Origin of the sequence: Providencia sp. PROV209, from assembly GCF_028479485.1 — a bacterium.
In the GTDB taxonomy this organism is placed as follows: Bacteria; Pseudomonadota; Gammaproteobacteria; order Enterobacterales; family Enterobacteriaceae; genus Providencia; species Providencia alcalifaciens.
In genome coordinates this window covers 147,342-166,730 of sequence record NZ_JAMPNR010000020.1, presented here as the reverse complement: position 1 = coordinate 166,730, position 19,389 = coordinate 147,342, and the positions used below count along the sequence as shown (strand labels likewise).

The window sequence follows — 19,389 nt, the reverse complement described above, 5'->3', positions numbered from 1 at the left end:
GCCATCCTTGGGATTTACAAATAATCCATAATCATCACTCATGCTGGACGCCTCCCCACTTTTACAGCCCATCTTCCGTTTTCGTCATAGACTGTCATTCCGGTACCATCGACTAACACCCGACCTGCATCACCAACAATTTTAAAATCCCCACTGATGAGCAGTTTGTTAAACTCAGCATCGCCAGTTTTAGCGTCAATATTAAAACCCACCTTGCCGGGGACGTAATTTGCTGACGTCATTTTGTCAGTTACAACCACGCTATTGAGCCACGCTTTATCGATGAACGTTTCTTTCATGAAAATTTGACCTTCTTTCATGTACATAAACGTTTCAAACTTGCCATTGGTAGGATTGATGAATGCAAAGTTATTAGCCATAAATCCGATGTAAGTGTTAACTTTTCCTGCCTTCACTTCAGCGCTAATAACCATGCCTGCTTTGTAGAACACATCATTGTACCAAACGCCCGCATTCACATCCCAAGTTGCATAACCGTCACCAATAGCCGTAAACTCAGTCGTTGCTTTGGTCTTGATAATGGCCATGTGATCACCAAATTTAGCCTGATTTTGCTTTTCCGACTCGGAAAGTGATTTGCTGAGATCCACTATGGCTTTATCGCTTTCAATCACTCCGGCTTGAATCCCATTTATTGATGCAGTGATCTCAACTATGGATTGAGCCCATGACAACTCGGCGCTAGCAAACACACGGTCTAATCGCTTAATTTCAGCCATCGATTGACCGTGTTTTGTGAACAAATCCTGCTGAACTTCGAATGTTGCAGAGCCTTGTATTAAGTTTGCTTCGCCGAGCCATTTAAGCTGTTCCTCCAACCGCTTGCCGGCTTCTGTAGTCATGAAACCATCACCAAGCATATCAATGATTTCATCTGTTTTGGTTTCCGGTGCGCCGCTCGCCTCAACAAATTGCGATTTGCCAACGGGATTAACGCTTCTGACATACACGTAATAAACTTGACCCGCTTTCAGATTACGTCCCTGAATAACCCACATGGTGCCATTACCCAAGTATTCAGCCAGTTGTTCAACATCATTTATATTGGCGATACGCTTAACTGAAAACCAGAATTCATATTGCAAACGTAAAGCGTTCTGACCACCAACATACGGGATCACCCCTAAACTAAAAAAACCCGGAGTCACTTCAATATGCGATGGCGGTGGCGGTGGGTTAATGTCAAATGACACTGTTGACTGGTCCCCCTTTTGCCCATCTTTGTTTTGTGGAGATACCGATAATAAATAGTTACCTTGCGGTAAATTACCGATTCTATATCGATTTTCTTGTGTTTTAGCAGTACCGACAATGCGACCGGCTTGAGTTAGCTTCAGAATAAAATCAACACCGCGAACTGCAGTTGTTGTCGTCCAGTTTGCCTCCACTTGCCAACTATCACTATCAGGACTCACTTCAACAGATAAGTTTTCTACCGGTGGAATATAACCACCTAGCGGGGTGTCGGGTAACGGCTCGAACGTGACGCCCTGATCAACGATGGACTCCTTTTCTGGTACATGCTGAACAGCAATAACCCCATAGCTTCCATCGCCTTTATCCGTGATTGTTATTGCTCTAAACAGCCGTCTTGCTAGCACGGATTGCCCTAACGTCCAGACAGTCCCATGTCTTACTCCATTTGGAAGAGATTCAACCTTAATCTGATTACTTGATGGATAGCTGACTGCCTTTACTCGCTCTGGCTTTCCGGCTCCGTTGATTACCGAGATCATAGTGATCCCCGTTTTTGGCGGTTCAATATCACGGTCAAGGGTTAATATTTTTTGCGAAGTATCGATCTGCAATAAGCGCCCACCAATCTGCTCACCAACCCAATCATTATCCATGACTTCAATAATGTCGCCGGGTGTATGCCTTAACCCTTCGGCGCCCACATCGAATTCAACCGTTTGGGTTTCTAATTTTTCAGTAAGCAGGATCCACAGCCCGTGACGTCGAGCTTGCCCTCGACTAGTACAGCCAAAGCCATCAACTCTAAGTACATTGGGACCAAATTGAGAGACTAAACCGTCATCGGAAACTTGCTCAATACTCGTTTTCCAACCATTTTCAGGGTCAATGAATCGCACCTCAATGATAGTGTGCCTAGCTTTTAATGGACTAAAACTATAGTTAAATCGCCCATTCACAACGTTAGCATTCGTGTATGGCCAGACAATATCACTAGGTCTGTCTTGAACAAAAGTAAGTTGCTGACCATTCCATACAGGCATAATGCGCATCATTGAGCATAAGTCGCTCATATAGTCATAGGCTTTACGAATATCAGTAAGATAGGCATTGCACGTCATTCGTGGCTCTTTGTCACCAAACCCATTCGGTACTAATTGATCGCAGTACTGTCCAATCATATAGAGCGCAAACTTATCAACTTCCGAAATTTTTAGGCGCTTCCCAAGACCAAAACGTTCATTGGTAAGTAGGCTATACAATACCCATGCAGGGTTATTTGTATACGCAGGTTTAAACAAGCCACTCCAAATTCCCTTGTAAGTACGTGTTTCAGGATCGTAGTTATCTGGAACCTGAATGATTAACCCTTTTACAAGATAATTTCGGCTAGGATATTGGTTGCCAAATTGCTCACTTTCAAATGTCAGCCCAGCAACCGCCGACCCCGGATACGTTTGAGTGATATCAGTGATTTCAGTATAACTTGACCAAATCGTATTGTTTTGTAGCTTATCGCTAGTGCTATCCGCTGTTAAACGAACCATTCGGATGCTAAATGGTGGTGACGGAAGATTATCAAGTATGACAGCCATCAAGTAGGGTGAATTGCTACGTTTCCCTCGAATCGTCACATTCTTCTCTGTTACCCAAGACCCGCCACGCTGTATTTGAATTTGCAGATCAACCGATGTCCCAACGCGGTCACCATTATCTTTAACTTCAACTAAAGCTTGTGTCCCGAAGGTCAAGCGAAGACGGTCGATGTTACGAGAGGTAATTGTCCTTGTGACCGGGGTGCTTTTCTTCACTTCAATGCTAACAGGCGTTTCACTGGATGAAGATGAAAAACCTTCTAACGCTGGCTGTTCCAGCGTTCCAGATACCCACTGAGCCGTCATACCATTGACATTACTGTTACCCGATGAGTCGATAACTGGAGTATTGTTTAAGTAAACTCCCTTGAGATCCCCAACGGGACCTTCAATAGGTCCCTCGCTGACTAAATCAATAATGGACAGTTTTTGTCTTGATGTTAAGTCATTTGGTGCTTCATACGGCGTATGTTGCTTACCACCATTTTTACCCATGATTACGTCTCCCCACTACCGCCGTGTTTGCCTACATCAATATCTTTTGCATCACCGTCATCCATAATTTCAACAGCCTGAGAAATAACCCGAGAACCGCACATGATTTCACCGTATGCCACCGGAACAGGCATCCCTTGAGCTACTGAGTTTTCTAAGTTGCTGAAATAGGTATTTCCCTTCTCTTCTTCCGATCGGGATAAATTAGGCGACTTGGGCATCGGCGTTAGCATTTGAGCTACTCCACCAATCATCATCGCGGCACCAGCCAGCATCATCGATGCACCAAAGCTCCAACCCGCAGGGTTCCACCATCCCACCGCAAGAACAGCAGCGCCGGCAATAAACTGAAAAACACCACCGTTTTTTGCGCCTTCAATGCGAGGAACAATGTGAATAACGGCATTTGGCATTAATGGCTCATGAATACGTTGATGAAGTTCATCTGGTGAAACATCGGACCCGCTGATGCGGATGTGGTACCAACCTTCACTGAAGTGTTTTTTTAGATTGGGAATTTGTAGAAATAAGGCATGTAAACCTTGTACTGCAGTATGAATATTTAAATCGAAGCGGCGTCCAAATCGTTGGAGATCCCCGTAAAATCGGATGGTGACCATTTGCGGTAACGCCAAATCGAATGCGTCATTTTTTGCCATCTTTCGTTATAGACCTCTCGCTTACTAAGTTGATTAGGGACATGATGCAAAATAGTTTGATCACCAAGATAAATGGCGGCGTGATTTGCTCGTGAACTGGCATAGCAACACAGAATAATATCTCCTGGTTGAATATCCCTTTTCACTTGTTTGAAGCCATTATTTGTTAGGTTCTCAAGGTACAAATCTTTACCTTGTCGCCACCAATTATCCTCTCTAAAAAAATCAGGAAGTAAATGACCCGCTAAAAGATAAGCATCACGAAACAACCCATAACAGTCAGTGGTTCCATGCTTAAAATCACGTCCTAGTAATAATGGAACCGCGTCAAACTTAATGATTTTTTCATCACAAACTAACCACCAACTCAATGCTGTTTTTAATTGATGCACTCTGTCAGAAGCGCTAAGGAATGGCTTGCCATTTGGATGACTATGAACAATGGCTACAACCTCACCACGCTGGCTAGCTTGAATATAGTCTTCAGCAGAGATTGAGAAATAATTTTCAGGATCTGCGTGTTGATTTACACAAGGAAGATACGTTTCCATTTCATCGATACGAATAATCAAACCGCACGATTCCTGTGGCGCCATGCTTTTTGCATGCTCCAGAATTTCATGTTCTATCATGGTATTCCTTACTGGCTTAGGCGGGATGAAGACAAGAAGCAGCCAATTCTGTTAGTGTTGTTTCTAAGTTTGCAATCTGATAAGCGTTTGCCACATTTATCTTTGCTAGGATCCTTGGTTGGATTTCCTAGCTCGTCGGCAACTGGATCACCTGCATAACCGCACTCTTTAGAGCGATAACTCCACGGGCAAACATCGGATAAAATCACTCGAGCTGGAACAGTGGCGCCATCCGTCTCACTGGGCGCAGCAAGTTCAAACGTTGCTGTTTCAGAATTTAAACTAGTCAGTTGCTCAATGACCCAGCGAGAAACAACCTCTTGAGATGGGTCAGCATTCTCGTTACCACTAGAGAAATTGATTTCATCTAAAAATCGCGCGCGAACTTTTCTGCGGATAACATTGCCACCAGCCCCCGAATTCAATCGACTAGCAATGCCTGTCACGAGCCCAAATAAATTGGAAATAGTGATACTAGGTCGACTTGATGGCCCTTTCCCATTAAATGAAAAACCCTCACCCGAAATAGGGTAAGGGTCGTATTCAAGGCCTTGCCAAACAATGGGTTTTAGTAACTCACTGGTGCCATTATGAAAGCGGTACCGCGTTCCACCAATGTTGGTTAGGTCAATTTCATAGAGTTCGATCTCTGCATCGCTTTCAAGTTCGGTAATAGAGATCAGCAGCTCAGGAGGAATGTTTTGCATTATTGCTCCCATAAAAAAACCAGCTGAAGCTGGTTTCTATTGTTTTTATTTATCCCTGCAGTTCTCTTTCCAGAGCACTTCAAATCCATCATTAAGAACAGGGTTATTTAGATCCTCAAATAATGGAGGTGACATATTTGCACTTCTTCCATTATTAGTAACACTGATATTCATAGTGAATCTAGTAAATCCAGTGTATGCCCCAAAGCTATTTTTAGCATTCACAGAACCACAAACAAAACCGTATATCTCTTCTTTTTGATTTTTACTACTAGGGTAAAATTCAACAAATTTGAACTCGGTTGATGATGGATCTTTCATTGATTGACTTACTTGTTTTTTTGCAAATGATATCGCATCAGCTTTCGTAGGATTAGTTGAATTAGATATCACTATTATTATTAAAATAATAATTACCGCCGCACTGATTATATAGCCAAGTATCCTCATATTACCTCCAATAAATATTAAGTTAGCTTAATATTAACTGAGATACTTTTATAACTAAAATTACATTTACGTTATATCGCTGTTTCTTCAAACTCAGCGCTTATGGATTTTCGTATACCACCTGAGTCTGACGACCATTTTTTACAAACGACTTTAATGGCTTGCTTTGATTTTTCTGGTTGAAATAAAAAGGAAGTAACTCCACCATGTTTAGCTAAAAAATCCAACACCTGATCTGCAACGTTAGGTTTCAACGATAGTGTGATATTGAATTTTTTTAGCTGGTGATTCATTCCGTCTGGTTGACGCTGCTCATAGCCATCACCAAAACGGACTGCTTTTATCCTTGGAGTGAAATCTGTTTTCATCCCCGGTTTTATTGGCCAATTGAATATTTCCATCATTGCCTCAAATTAAAAAAGACAAGAAAAAGCCTCAATTTAGAGGCTTCTGTTTATCGCGAGAACGAACCTCCGTCTCGGCGCTCTTTTGCTATAACTTGTTGCGTTTTTTTCTCTACTAAGTCCATTAGTTGCTTAACTGCATTAGGCCCCATTTCTCCATTACCACCATCATTTTGAATGGTGATATGATTAGTTTGGTAAAAGCCACCAGCACTTTTATTGGCATTAGCAGCTACAACACCTAGCTTTCCGTCAATGCCACGCCTAAGTGGTAAAATCGCCTCAGGCCCTGCTTCGCCCATTAGTCCAGCACCACGAGCAAATGGAAAAAGCGTGGGTTTTGATACAATTTGCCCGCTGTATGCACTTAGTCCTGGAGTGTTATAGACTCCACCATTAGCATTAGCAACAACTGATCCGCCACCAAAACCAAACGCCTCAAACCCCTTAACAATAGACATTTTCAACGCGATTTCAGTCAACATTTTTAATATTGACCTAGTGAAGTCTCTAAAACTAGCCTCTCCTCCAGTTAACGTTTCAGCCAATTGTGAGCTAAAGCCATTTAATGTCGCTGAAGTAACACTTTGAATTTGAGCGTTTGCATCGAGCGCTGAGTCCCTATAGTCGCCCCACGCTGTTTTCATGCCAGCAAACCAGTCTTGACGGGCTGCATCTTCTTGCTTGAATGTTTCCATTTTTGAAGCCTGAACTTGTGCCCACTGAGGTTCTCCGCCATAGGTAGATCTTAGTTGCTCAATCTCCAAAGCTCTTTGAAGCTCACGTGATGATAAGCCCAATGACTCAGTAATGGCCCTTTGCCTTGCTTCCTGCTGCTTGGCATATTTATCAGCTTGGTCGCTAAGTTTATTAAGATGCTCTTGGCGTGATACCTGGTCGCCAACTTCTGCGAGTGCCTTTTTATTTGCAAGGATACTTCCTTTGTTTTTTAGCAAAGATTGCTCATCAAGAGATAATTTCCTTTTTTTACTCGCTTCCTCTAGAACACTAAATTTAGCCTGCTCTAGTTGAAAGTTTTTCCGTTGTTGGCTGATAAAATCCGTTGCACTAGCATGTTGCTGGAGAAGTTTCAGCTGAGCTTGAAGTGATGTTAGTTCAGCCTGTGAGGACTCATCTTTCCTTGTACCAAGATCAGGCTTATAAGCTTTGCCTTTGGGTGTTTTACGCTCTAATTCCTTTTGGTACCGTTCCTTTTCTCTCTGAATAGCCAAGTCTTTTGCTGCTTGAGAGGCGTTTTCGTTATTCCTTATTTTATTGAGTTTGTCTTGGTGTTTTTCCTCAGCTGTTTCATACTCCTTCTTTAAGGCTAGATCAGCTGCAATTTGCTTTTTATGCTGTTCATTAATTTGGGTGAATGAGCCTTTTAAAGATGATTCTATATCCTGTCTAAATTTTGTAAACTTAAGGATAGCTAGCCTTTCCTTTCTTTCATCCATACCAAATGAGTAAATAGATCCATCGAATCTGGAAATGTAATCTTCCAACCTCTTAATTTCATCATCAACCCCCATATCCCTACCAAGATTGCGCATTTTATCAATGGCTTCTTTCGCAGCATCGCCAACCCAATTCCATGCAGACTCTAGATAGCCAAGATTATCTGCAATTTGCTTGGTTCTAACCTGCATGGCATTTGCGAAAGACTCCATGGCAATTTTTGCCGCTTCCTGCTCTTTTCCCTGAGCCTGTAAAGTTGATATTTGATCCAATTGTGTTGCAGTCAAAAAATGTATGGATTTATCGAGCTCCATTACCGCCTGAACAGGCTGATCTTTCAGGCGCTGAAACTGCTTAATTGTCTCATCGACGGATTGCCCAGTGGCTTTTTCCATCTTAGCCGCGACGCTGGCCACCATATCAACTTGAGCACCAGTAAATGAACCCGAGCCGACAACTTGAGCCAAGGCATCAGCCATTTTGTACTGAGTAATTCCCTCACCAGATAACGATTTAGCCAGATCGTTTAACTGCCCCTCGGTTTTTGCTGCGTAGTTGCCAGTTAAAATCAACTGTTTATTGTATTCACTAAGCTCTTTCGAGCCCTGATAAGCAGCAACACCAAACGCAGCAATAGCTCCAGCACCGCCTACCATTGCCAATTTCCACGGGGTGATCAAAGAGGTAATTGCTTTTAAAGAATTACCGAATCCACCAAACGAGTCCTTTATTTGTCCACCTTGCTGAACTGCCACTAGCCATGGCGGCATACCCGAGGCGAGCGACGTCACAATATCAGTCATTTGCATCGGCAGCTGTCGCATTGCTTGGCGGTACTGCCCAGAGGTTAAAGTAACCCCTTTCATGACACGATTTTGAGTTTCTAACTTGCGAATATAAACATCTGCTGCGCTCGATACACCAAGTTGAGCCGCTTGAATGCGCAGCATTTCAGTACGAGATAGATTTTGCTGGGTAACTTGCTCTTTAAGTTTGTTAATGAATCGCTGCTTTTGCTGCGTTGCTGATATCTCTGCGCGCTCAAGCGATTTTGCCGCACCGACAGCTTGAGAGGTTAATGCTTGGTAATCTTTGACGTGTAATAGTCCTTGTTGCATGTCTTGGTTCATGCGACGGCGTACTTCATTAAGACCCTCAAGCCCCTTCCCGTATTTTTGAACAGCATCAAGTTGGGTATAGTATTGCTCAGCCAGAATTTCTTGGTTACGCACAGACCCCGCTCTTTTGGTCTCTGCCTGCATAATTTGTTGAATTTTCTGGTGTGTTTCGTCCATTTCCTTTTGAGCCAAGCGTCTCATGGCTGACTCTTTTTGTTCCGCAGAAATAGACTCTTTTTCAAACTGTTTTAACTGGGACCGCGAGCGCTGAAGGGCGGCTTCTGCCTTAGCTGATTGTCTTTCAATGAAATCTTGCTGGCGCTTAATTGATGCTTGCTCGCGACGCTCTTGTTCAGTCAATTGCCTTTCGACTCGACCTGCTTTTTCAAGAAACTCAGTCGTATTAGCGCCAATTTTAATCTCAAGATCCGCGATTTGGCTGCTCATATCTTACCCCTCCCGTAATTCCCTCGCTGACTGATTGAATAACGTCATCTGGCATATCCTCATCATTAGGCTCTATATCTGTTAGCAGCATGAAATCGGTTATTTCAGTTTTTGCACCACACATGGCTGAATAAACAGAACCATGCAAAGCAGCAAACTCAACATCAATCAATTGCGGCATAAATGGCGTTCTGCTGAAATGGTCAACCCAATCGTTATATTCAGTTGCACTCATTTCACTGAGCATTCTGCGCCAATCAGGTCGACCAAACTCACGCGCAAGGCGTAAGGCAAACGTGCGCTCACGGCTGGCTATTTTCCCATTGAATCTTGTTCGTTGGACTCTTTGCCTTCTGCGGAAGGCTCTTGGGCGTCACCTTTCATTCCACTGATTTCAGAAATAACAGAAACTGCCTCTTCCAATGCCGATGAACTCCACGTTAAGGCAACCTCTTCATATACCTCTTCAACATCACGGTCTCGGTCGCTATGCCACAGGGATCGGGAAACTAACCAAACATTACTTTCTGCAATCTGGCGCATAGACTTGGCTGCAAGTTCAATGCCCTCTAAATTGCTAGTCTCTTTTTCTTTCAATGCTAAGAAATCAAAATAATCTGCGCGCTGTAATGCTGAGAGTTCGTGAAGAACAACTGACTCACCGCTAATTGAAACTTCTTTTTTCTTTAAAAACATATCGATACCTTTTAGTTAAAAATAAAAAAGGCCGCTAAGCGACCTATTCATCTACAAATAATAATTTTGGTTGTGTGAGTGAAAGGATTTGTTCGTACTCCAATTGCAATACCTTCTTCTCTTTCTTTCGCCCATTCATTAACTGGCTGCCAAGTCGACCTTTTAATTCTGACTTAGCCACTTTTAACGCGTGACGATGTTGAGCCTCTTCACCTAAATCTTTCCAGCGAATAATTTGCTCTGCCATCCAGTTAAATGCTTCGATGTATTTAACCTTAATTAAGGTAGCCATTTTTCCCGTGAATCCCATGACAACCAAAATGTAACCATCTTTTGTTAATTTAAACATTGGCTGAACATCGCCATTTTTATCAATAAAATCAATCTCCTCAAAATTGAGGTGGGCGAAATCATCAGGGCACTCATCTCTGACCTGTCTAATTTTCCGTAAAACGTTGTCATGTCGCTTGCCAAAATAATCAGCAATCTTTTTACTAGTTGTGAATATTTGCCCATCGGATGCCATAACCATCTTTTGGAAATTAAATTCGGGAATAACTACCGTATTATTCATGGTGCTTACCTTATTTAGTAATGAGCCTTTGCCGAAATAGGAAACCAGCCCATCGAAGCGACACCAGCTATAACTGATCCCCTCAAAGGCTCATTACCTAAATATTGGCTCGATGTATTACGTACGAATGTGCTTTCGGTGCACGGGAGAGAAATAAAAAAGCCACACTCAGTGTGGCTATATGATTGGTCTAGCGAGTTAGCCTTTAGGCTGAACGACTGTTTTACCTTCTGGCTTTGGTGGAATTTCTTCCGCCAACGTTGGGCGACCTGTATTTTTAATCTTTACCGTTCGCGTAATTGTTTCTTTGATTGGGATGGTTTTACCGAGTCCACTCACCCACCCCTTAAACAAATCAACCGTTCCGTTTGGATAAGCGATTTTGTAGAAACGTGAAGCACCGCTGTCAAACCATTTTACAAGGTCTTTTTGTCCCTCTTCTCCGGGCTTCCAAGCTAGCGTAATGCTCGCCTCACCGGAGGATTTCTCCCCCTGAGTCGTATTTTCCCAATCACCATTAGGGTCATCAAGGTAGCTATCATCCTCACTGGCCGCAGTGATCTCCCCCGGTTGTAGCTCCTTGACTTTACCGAGGCGAGTAAAGCCCGTCTCACTTAATGGATCCGTAATTTGCTCTTCATCCCCCGTGTAAATCCACAAGGTAGTCCCAGCGCCTTTAACTGGCGCCAGTGGATTAGGTACCGTTGGCATAGTTCTGTTCCTTACATTTCATATTTAATTTGATAAGAAAGGTCGACAGAGGCCCACAACGACATTTCATCATCGCGGTCATAGTCATAGCCTTTCGGTGTCATATCAGTAATCACTTCCCCTAAATCAGTCATATCAGCAACCGCTGGATATAATTTTTCCTCGACCCACTTATCTAACGTGGCATCGGGTACGGATGATTTAAGGAAAAGTTCAAGGTGGAGAATGGCTGTCCATTGATTGGAATCCAGATAATAAGGATCCGGTCTTGGCTCTGTAAGATAAACAGCAATGACAGGCAGTTCTGATTCATCAAAATGAGTTGGCCGACCATCATACGTTTTGATATTCGGAAAGCACTCATTTAAGTGCTGTATGACTGTATTGCGAATTCGAGTATGAACAATCACTATCCCTCCTTAAAGTACAGCCTTAACTGATTATTTAATGCATAGCGCACTTCTTTATCGATATCCGATTCTCGAACATTAATAGCGTGTTCTTCAAAAGCCTCAGTCAGTGGTTTTGAGACAGGGATTTTCACCACTTCAATAGGATATCGACTCTTACCAACACGCTGCATTACATGCCAGCGGCCATTGTTGAGTTGCTGAATAAACGCATTATGAAACGTGAATTTCCCAACTTTTAAAGTGCTACCCATTCGATGACCTGAATTCCGGTTCCTCGATAATTGAACTCGTGCGGTACCGAGTACGATAGCAGGGAGATTCCCTCGGTTAACAGTAACGCGGGCTTTTGGGGTTCCATGTTTTGAACTCGCCTTACTGAACTTAACGCGCTTACGGATAATTTTTTGCTGGATTCGCACTTCTTTAGAAACCTGCTTAACGCTGCGGCTTATCGCTCTTGCAGCAACCCGGTTAATCGCTTGTGCGGTCGCAATGGGTGTGACCTTATCAACAATGACATTTAGATTACGAATTGCGTCATCGATCCCCTTCATCGTCAACAACCTCTAGAAAAAGCATCCACTTGCCATTAAATCGCTGTCGGCGAGTGGCTGTGTAATGGATCCCATCAGCAATAACGCGGTCATTCTTTCCGGGCTTAAATGAATCAGAAAAAATGACATAGGAAATCCCATCACCCGTAACCGGACCAAATTCAGGTAGAAAATGAGAATCCACCCCAATATGTTCCGTGCCGTTAATAGAAATAGGCTTCCCCATCCGCTTTGCTGTGAGTGCGTCCATTCGATCCGTTAATCGCTCAAACGCACTCATGGATTAACCACCCGCGGCGGCAGCTGCTGGGAAAATGTTAAGCTTCACCGCGACCATTTCATCACCCGCTTCCGCAGCTGACCACGTTACGCCTACCGCAGCACCACCTTTATCCGCAACAATGCCTTTTTCAGCGGTTACAGCTTGACCAGCCGTCAATGCCACACCCGCTTTTTTAGGAAGCAAATAAACCCCCTCGGCAAAACCATCACCGATTTCACCAGGAGCAATGTTTGTCGCCGCGACGCAAGCCAAAACGCCAACCATCACAAGAGATCCACTTAGAATGCTATCTTTTGCTGAGGTATTAATGATCTCAACAGTCAAACCCTGTTGCTGGTAATTCTTAGCCATAATGTCTCCTACCGGCTCCGAAAAGCCGGATTTTAGGTATAAAAAAAGCCCGTCAGGGCAATATGATTAATTTAACAATCGGAATTAAGCTTCAACACGAAGCAAGCCGCGGTAATCAATAGGCGCAACACCCGCATCAATGCGAACTTTTGTGGTTACGCCATCAGAAGTAAACCCTTCTTGTTGGTCAATATAAGGAACATCAACACCATTTAAATAAGCGACTTCAATAGTGTCAGTGCCTTTTGCTGAGGTCATATACCATGTGGTATCGCTATTAGCATCTAAGCGTGGTTCAGTAATGATTTCGGCAATATTACGAATAGGGTTGATGATGTTGGCATTCACGTCTGCGCCTTTTACGCTACCAGAGCCAACAACCTGAGTCGCTGCGATTTCTAATGCTGTTGGCACAAGCATAAATGCAGGGCGAATATTTAACGCTCGCTCGCCTTCTTTTTGCTTGCGCATGGCTGTTCGACCATTGGCAATAGTGTCAACGTCCATACCGCCTTTAATACTGTTGCCATGATCTGCACCAAAGAGTGGCTTACTGTCAGATTGCATTTTTCCATTTTTTGTCAGAATAACGTAAACCAAATCGCCAATGGTGGCTTTAGCAGCACGCCCTAACTTCATTGGGATATCGGTTAACATTGACATGTCATCGTTGATGATGGCTTGTCGTGAAATACTAAAAAGCTCCCCGTAGGTAGCAAGTGCAATCGTCTCTTTTTTGTCGCTCGTGGTGACATATTTATACTCTGCCCCTTCACGAACTTCACGAATAGAATTAAAGCCCCCCATGCCGACACGAGTTGCAGTTTTAAAATCGCTGAGTTGCCCTTTTTTCGTCCATAGATCAAACGTTTCCTCAGCCTCATCCCAGCCTTGTAAAATAGATTTATTGGCAACATCCAGTAAAATATTACCAAAATCAGAGGTGGTGTGAGTAAACGCCATTGCGATCATCTGCATTGGGTTATAGCTTGCAACACCCACGCCGCGATCAGCCAGCGACATACGGGCTAATTCGCGGAGTGTCATGCAGTTATATGGGTTGTCAGCATGAACTTCATCATAGCCAGCACGTGCCATTAACGATGCACGGACACTGTCACCGACGATGTTGCCGTTATTTGCAAAAATGTGAGCGCCGTAATCGTTTTTATTGGTCGGCGTCGCTTCTTGTCCTAGTTTATTAAGCAGCTTCTCTCTTGCATTCTCGACAGAACAATTCACATCAAGCACACACTCCATCATCGTGTCGTTGTGCTTGCCACCAAACATCGCAAACAGATCTTTGATACCGTTCATGCGGGCTTGCTCATTCTGGCGCACTTGAGCCTGAATACCTGCCATATCCGGTTGCGGAGTATTCACCGGATTTTGAGGTTGTGGCGTCGGTTCATTGACTGGATTAGTTGTGTTACGTGGATTTGCTAAACTGTTTTTCAGTGTGTTTTTTAATGAATTTGGCATAGATTTAAATTCCTCGATGCGTTTGGATGAAAGACTCGCCATTGCTTTAACTGGCTCAATAATACTGTTAGCAAAACCATGCTCAACGCACTCTTCTGCCGTGAGCCATGTTTCTTCACTGAGCATGGCTTCAAGTTCTTCTTTGGTTTTCCCTGTTTTCTCCATGTACGCGGGAATTAAGACTTTTTCGACTTTATCCAACAAATCGGCGTAGTCACGCATATCATCGGCATCACCCCACGATACCCCCCATGGCTTATGGATCATCATCATGGCATTGGTTGGCATAATGACTTCATCACCCACCATCGCGATGACAGAAGCCATGGATGCGGCCAAACCATCGATATGTACCGTAATGCTGGCATTGTGGTTTTTTAACTGGTTGTAAATGGCGATACCTTCAAAGACTTCACCACCCGGTGAATGAATATGAAGATTAATGTGGCTAAGGTTTCCCAGCGCAATAAGATCTTCAGTAAATCGTCTTGCGCTAATACCCCAGCCACCAATTTCGTCATAGATGTAGATATCTGCCGTCGTTTCACTGGTTGCTTTCATTTGAAACCAGTTTTTATCCGGTGATGACATCAATGGCTTATTCATCGCTGTGCTATTTTTTGGTGGCACTTGATGTGTTTGTTTCATTTGCATTTTCGCTACCTTTGTCATTTGCCGGATCGGTATCAAAAACCAGCCCCAGCCGTTTATTTTCATCGATTTCTGCTTTACGACGACGTTTAACCTCCGCAGGGTTCCCGCCTCGAGCTCGAACCCAGTCACTCTCCGATGCAGCCCCACCACGAATTTGCGTTTTCCATGCATTAGATTCTTTAAGTGGGTCAATCCACGGCATAACCGGACCACTGTAAGTGGCGTTATAGAGTGAATCGATATCAACATCCAGTGGGACGACAATCACCCCTGAAGCAATCGCCATGTTTAACCACTGACGATAAACAGGACGGCTCACAGAACCGCAAAAGGTGTCTTGCAAGATGTAATAACCTTCAAATGACTCCACCAGCTCTTGTCGCTGTGCGCTGTATGTCCCGTTATAATCACGCGCAATACTGGAATAGCTTCCGCGACTTCCTGCGGCAACCGCTCTAAGCTGACCGTTACGGAAATTTTCAAGGTTTTGGTTGGGTCTGTCTGACTTGATCATGCCAACATCTTCACCGGGTTTTAGCCCATCAAAGATAATGCCCGGCACAATATCGAGACTACGATCATCTTCATCACTGCCATCATCATAAGTACCCGCATCCCCTTTTTTGATATACATCCCCAAAGAGGCGGCAATACGTGCTGCGGTCAGTTCTGCATCTTCATAGTCTTTCAAAGCGCTCAGGCGCGTCAAAATGCCAGAAAATAAACTATTACCGCGGATTTGATGCAAGCGACGCACATATTTTAAATGCAGCATGTTTTCGGTCAGGATGGACTTAAGATCGCCCATTTGCTGCCCTGTGGTGAGTAAGCTTTTGTACACAAAGTAAGACTGCGGACGCCCCCAATGATTAAGCTGAATGCCCTGCCGAATATTTTTACTTGTATCATCGAGGTGAATTGGCACAAAGTCTGGCTCCAAGGCTTCCAGCCAAAATGGGATACCTGCCTGTTTATCAAGCCCCTTTTGATTGCCTCTCACTAATTGAGCAAAGACCTCGCCGTCTCGGATCCACGTTCTGACTAAAAGCCGTTCAAGCATGGGTCGCGTAAATTGACCTGTCACTTCCGGTCGAATTGACCATTCAGACCACGCGGTTCGGATCTGTTTCGCAAGATCATCATGAATTTGACCTGTACAAGATAGTGGCTGAGGCTCAACAATAATTCCCTTACTTCCAACAACTCGCTCTTCCATTTTGTCGAGAATGCCAATGACAAGATCGTGATTACTGTCCAACCACCTTGCTTGCTCGCGTAATGACTTACCGCCCATTTGAGTTAATTGGTTGGCATCTCGGCTCTCTCTGCGGGCTTTATGAATGCGAGAGGGTGTTGCTGCCTCATAGGCTTGAATCGTATAACGAGATTTGGCTCGCTGACTCGCCCATGACGGTGAGAGTGCCGCGATAACCTTATCCAACATATTCATGAAAACCTCGCCACTTTATAACCGGGAGAATGACGGCGTGAAGCGCTGGTTGCCATATATCTAGCCTCCCACTGCTCGCGCCCCTTACGGATTTCACTCAAATTTTCCATGGTCATTGACTGGCCATTAAACGTGACGTTTTTACCCTGCAGTATTTCCATTTCTGCCTTTAGGTAAGCATCCAGCATTTCCTTAATTTGTTCACGGGTCATACCCACCCTCCAGAATTTGCAGACACAGGGGACCATGCCGAACTTACGCTAGGTTTGGTCTCTTGTGTTTCAGTGTGAGATTGAATTGATGTTGAACTTGAGGAGGCTTGGCGATTTGCTGGCTGTGGTGATTTAACATTGTTCACATCCGGCAACCTTGCCCACTTAGGTGGGTTCTCCCATTTGATTTTTTCGTAACCGAGTAATATGACTAAAGCATGCGCATAAACCGTTAAGTCAAACGCTTCGTTAGCCCCTTTACCCGGCTTCGACCATTTACCATTACTGTCGCGCTCTTCATACGTGAGTTCATCGTAAAAAGAATCCTCCAGCCAATCAGGAAAGTGGATATAGTTATTTCCCACCGTTTCTCTTCCTAAGTGCGATGAAATACGGTCTTTTAATTCATTGGTTTGTAGCAAGTAAATAGGCACGTCACCGCGAGCCCTTGCACGGCGATCTGAACGCTCTGTATTGTCAGGGTAAGATTTGGTAATCAGTTTGCTTTTAGCCTTACCATCCCCTTTAAAAAGGTATACGCGACGAGAAAGTCCTTCTTTTTTGCACTTGCGCCAAAACTGATAAGCGTTATCTGTTACGCCTTCTTCCCCACCAGTATCTACCGCCATGCTATGAACACCCATTTCAATATCTTCATGAGCTTGAAGTGGATATGTTTTATCTAAAACATCCGTAATTAAAATATCCCAGTCCTCGGCATAAGAGGAAGGGTCAATTTTTAAGGCTTCACCATCCGCGTTAGAACGCAGGGAATGCGTGATATCAAACCGATCAATTATCCATCGCTCACCTCTGGCGCCATAACCTATAACTTGAACGACAAAGCGGCGTTTTTTACCACCTTGTACGTCGACTGTAGCAACCAAAAATCTCACACCAGAAGGTACTGAGCCATAATCCCAATATTCAGCACGCAATTTAAGATCATCACCGCTTCGCTGCTCTTGGTTGATTTTCGGTAAGTAAGGCTGCCCCCAGTCCGTGTTAATGACGGATTTAAGGGTTTCTTCACTCCCGGTTCGTTCATATTCCTGCTCGGCATTGAGTAAGTTATAAACTAACTTTTCCCACGTCTGATATGCGGCTGCTGGACCTTCCATCCAAAATGATGCAATGCGGGAGTCTCGTGCATTTCCTGTGATATTACCGTGTTTATCAATGGATTGACCTTCTCTGAGCCAGACGCCGCGATTGTTTAACGTTCTTTTTTGCTCAGGCTCAATCAAATTCATGCAATGTGGACACTGCAGTCTGGCTGCTTTGCTTCCTGTTGTTGGATCATCACCCTCACTAAAACCCACCATATTTTCACGAATGGGAAGAAAATATTCTGAACAATGTGGACATGGCCAATACCAGCGCCGGCGATCACCTCGATTATAGAGAGATAAAATCCCCGTGGTTGGCGGGGCTTCATGTGGTGTGTTTCGCCGCCATTTGCTGTTTGTAATTTCTCGACCAGGAGAACTTTCAACTAATGTTTTTCCCGCAGACATAAACGTCGTAGTACGTTTTGAGGCTAGTGTATAAGCATCGCCTTCGCCGTCCACATCCTCTGAAAATCGGTCATAATCTGTCAATGCGACAAATCGGTAGTCAGATGAAGACATGATGTTCACCGACGGCCAGCCTATTTTTAGGTAATTCCCAGCCTTAAAGGTTTTATCATGAACGTTATTATCGTTACGATGCGGGCTAAGCCTTTTTGCAACTTCACGGCTCGATCTAAATGTTCTATCTAATCGCTTCTTGGAGTGCTCCCGCGCTTTTTCTTCTGTCATTTGAATCAGCAAAAAATCAGCGGGATCACAAACAATCACATACACTATCCAACCATCAATCAACCCTAGAGACTTTCCTGTTCGCGCTGGACCAACAAAAATGACTGAATCATACCGTCTGTCCGCTAAGCAATTCATCGGTTCAATGATGTACGGCGTTAATGAATCATCCCATGGTATTGACGTCCCCTCGCCCATGGGTACTCGCATATATTTTTTTACGGCTTGAGCAATTGGCATTCGCCTTGGCGCTTTGAGTAATGCGGAAACGTCCTTTCTCACTGAAGATGCTGAGGCGTAATTAGTTTTCATCATCAAAATCCTCTGCATTCATAACCTCGGATGAAAGCACGTTCCTCAACTCATCGACGAGCTTTTGAGCCTCAGTGATTTGATCTGCTTTCCAGCCATTATCTCGCTCAAGTTTATCTGGCCATGTATCAAGTACCTGAGAAATGGCTTTGATCATCACCGCCATTTCCCGATGAACATCCGCAACCGGCACTAGTTGCTTCAGTGTTGTTTCCAGCTTTATTCGTTCATTTTCAGATTGGTACCAATCTTTTCTGTCCTTTGGAAACATGAGTGCTGGATCTTGAATGCCACTCGGCTCTGAATCTTTATCGGCGCCAAATAAAACGGGACCGACTTCCCGAAGTGCATAAACGGGATTACCTCTTACATTACTGGCTATTGGGGTATTCGCATCGAGCAATCGCTTTTTAACTGTTCCGCGATTTAAGCCGAATGCTTCAGCAATCTTAGCCACGCTCCAGTTGTAGGCGTCCCCCAGATTGCTGATGTTGGACATTGACACCTCACTCTGTCAGGTGAAAATTGATATTTTCATTTATTATCATAGAGATATAACGCATTGAGGTGACAACTCATTATTAAAGTTGTCACCTCAATCTCGATATTCACAAATTAAATCAAATAGTTAAATGACCTGCTGCTGACAGCATGGAAATTTGAAAACGAGCCGTTTCCCGCGTGGTCGCCGCCTCGTGGTATGGGTACCCCCTCG

General features: G+C 44.0%; 19 protein-coding genes and 1 pseudogene. All 20 read right to left on the bottom strand.

Annotation, left to right across the window (positions count from 1 at the left end; all coding sequences use genetic code 11):
* Positions 1-38 precede the first annotated feature (38 nt).
* A complete protein-coding gene (locus tag PR795_RS14670; protein ID WP_272516918.1) occupies positions 39-3,305 on the bottom strand; it encodes a host specificity protein J in 3,267 nt (1,088 codons plus the stop codon).
* Between the two features lie 2 nt (positions 3,306-3,307).
* Positions 3,308-3,964 (bottom strand): tail assembly protein, encoded by a 657-nt coding sequence (locus tag PR795_RS14665; RefSeq protein ID WP_154630751.1) that lies wholly within the window; start codon positions 3,962-3,964, stop codon positions 3,308-3,310.
* Complete coding sequence (locus PR795_RS14660) at positions 3,868-4,596, bottom strand: C40 family peptidase (RefSeq protein WP_272516917.1); 729 nt, start codon at positions 4,594-4,596, stop codon at positions 3,868-3,870. The genes PR795_RS14665 and PR795_RS14660 overlap by 97 nt, the downstream gene beginning before the upstream one ends.
* Before the next feature lie 8 nt (positions 4,597-4,604).
* A complete protein-coding gene (locus tag PR795_RS14655; protein ID WP_272516916.1) occupies positions 4,605-5,303 on the bottom strand; it encodes a phage minor tail protein L in 699 nt (232 codons plus the stop codon).
* A 45-nt stretch (positions 5,304-5,348) separates the two neighbouring features.
* Positions 5,349-5,753 (bottom strand): hypothetical protein, encoded by a 405-nt coding sequence (locus tag PR795_RS14650; RefSeq protein ID WP_272516915.1) that lies wholly within the window; start codon positions 5,751-5,753, stop codon positions 5,349-5,351.
* 71 nt (positions 5,754-5,824) lie between these two features.
* Positions 5,825-6,154, bottom strand: a complete 330-nt coding sequence (locus PR795_RS14645) for a phage tail protein (protein ID WP_108478938.1) — start codon at positions 6,152-6,154, stop codon at positions 5,825-5,827.
* 53 nt (positions 6,155-6,207) lie between these two features.
* Positions 6,208-9,180, bottom strand: coding sequence for a phage tail tape measure protein (locus PR795_RS14640; protein WP_272516914.1), 2,973 nt, complete (start codon positions 9,178-9,180; stop codon positions 6,208-6,210).
* Entirely contained in the window at positions 9,155-9,427 is a 273-nt protein-coding gene (locus tag PR795_RS14635) for a phage tail assembly protein T (protein ID WP_006813627.1), read from the bottom strand. Before PR795_RS14635 ends, PR795_RS14640 begins: the two co-directional genes overlap by 26 nt.
* 65 nt (positions 9,428-9,492) lie before the next feature.
* Positions 9,493-9,876 carry a phage tail assembly chaperone G gene (gpG, locus tag PR795_RS14630; RefSeq protein ID WP_272516913.1) on the bottom strand — a complete coding sequence of 128 codons (384 nt, stop codon included), beginning with the start codon at positions 9,874-9,876 and terminating at the stop codon, positions 9,493-9,495.
* 43 nt (positions 9,877-9,919) lie between these two features.
* Positions 9,920-10,450 (bottom strand): Rha family transcriptional regulator, encoded by a 531-nt coding sequence (locus PR795_RS14625; RefSeq protein WP_265498689.1) that lies wholly within the window; start codon positions 10,448-10,450, stop codon positions 9,920-9,922.
* A gap of 246 nt (positions 10,451-10,696) precedes the next feature.
* Positions 10,697-11,161, bottom strand: a pseudogene (locus tag PR795_RS14620) (phage tail tube protein); the annotation flags it as partial.
* A gap of 11 nt (positions 11,162-11,172) precedes the next feature.
* Positions 11,173-11,571: a phage tail terminator protein gene (gpU, locus tag PR795_RS14615; protein WP_265498690.1), complete on the bottom strand. Its 399-nt coding sequence runs from the start codon at positions 11,569-11,571 to the stop codon at positions 11,173-11,175.
* Positions 11,571-12,128 carry a phage tail protein gene (locus tag PR795_RS14610; RefSeq protein WP_108478941.1) on the bottom strand — a complete coding sequence of 186 codons (558 nt, stop codon included), beginning with the start codon at positions 12,126-12,128 and terminating at the stop codon, positions 11,571-11,573. The genes gpU and PR795_RS14610 overlap by 1 nt, the downstream gene beginning before the upstream one ends.
* Positions 12,112-12,408: an ATP-binding protein gene (locus PR795_RS14605; RefSeq protein ID WP_036982153.1), complete on the bottom strand. Its 297-nt coding sequence runs from the start codon at positions 12,406-12,408 to the stop codon at positions 12,112-12,114. Before PR795_RS14605 ends, PR795_RS14610 begins: the two co-directional genes overlap by 17 nt.
* 3 nt (positions 12,409-12,411) lie before the next feature.
* Positions 12,412-12,762 (bottom strand): capsid cement protein, encoded by a 351-nt coding sequence (locus PR795_RS14600; protein WP_036982155.1) that lies wholly within the window; start codon positions 12,760-12,762, stop codon positions 12,412-12,414.
* A gap of 84 nt (positions 12,763-12,846) precedes the next feature.
* Complete coding sequence (locus tag PR795_RS14595; RefSeq protein WP_442960002.1) at positions 12,847-14,898, bottom strand: ClpP-like prohead protease/major capsid protein fusion protein; 2,052 nt, start codon at positions 14,896-14,898, stop codon at positions 12,847-12,849.
* On the bottom strand, positions 14,858-16,348 hold the full coding sequence (locus tag PR795_RS14590; protein ID WP_272516912.1) for a phage portal protein: 1,491 nt from the start codon (positions 16,346-16,348) through the stop codon (positions 14,858-14,860). The genes PR795_RS14595 and PR795_RS14590 overlap by 41 nt, the downstream gene beginning before the upstream one ends.
* Positions 16,345-16,560: a hypothetical protein gene (locus PR795_RS14585; protein ID WP_006813638.1), complete on the bottom strand. Its 216-nt coding sequence runs from the start codon at positions 16,558-16,560 to the stop codon at positions 16,345-16,347. The genes PR795_RS14590 and PR795_RS14585 overlap by 4 nt, the downstream gene beginning before the upstream one ends.
* The gene (locus PR795_RS14580) at positions 16,557-18,677 is read right to left on the bottom strand and encodes a phage terminase large subunit family protein (RefSeq protein WP_272516911.1); all 2,121 of its coding nucleotides are present in this window, start codon (positions 18,675-18,677) and stop codon (positions 16,557-16,559) included. The genes PR795_RS14585 and PR795_RS14580 overlap by 4 nt, the downstream gene beginning before the upstream one ends.
* Complete coding sequence (locus PR795_RS14575; RefSeq protein ID WP_006813640.1) at positions 18,664-19,173, bottom strand: DUF1441 family protein; 510 nt, start codon at positions 19,171-19,173, stop codon at positions 18,664-18,666. Before PR795_RS14575 ends, PR795_RS14580 begins: the two co-directional genes overlap by 14 nt.
* Positions 19,174-19,389: the final 216 nt, after the last annotated feature.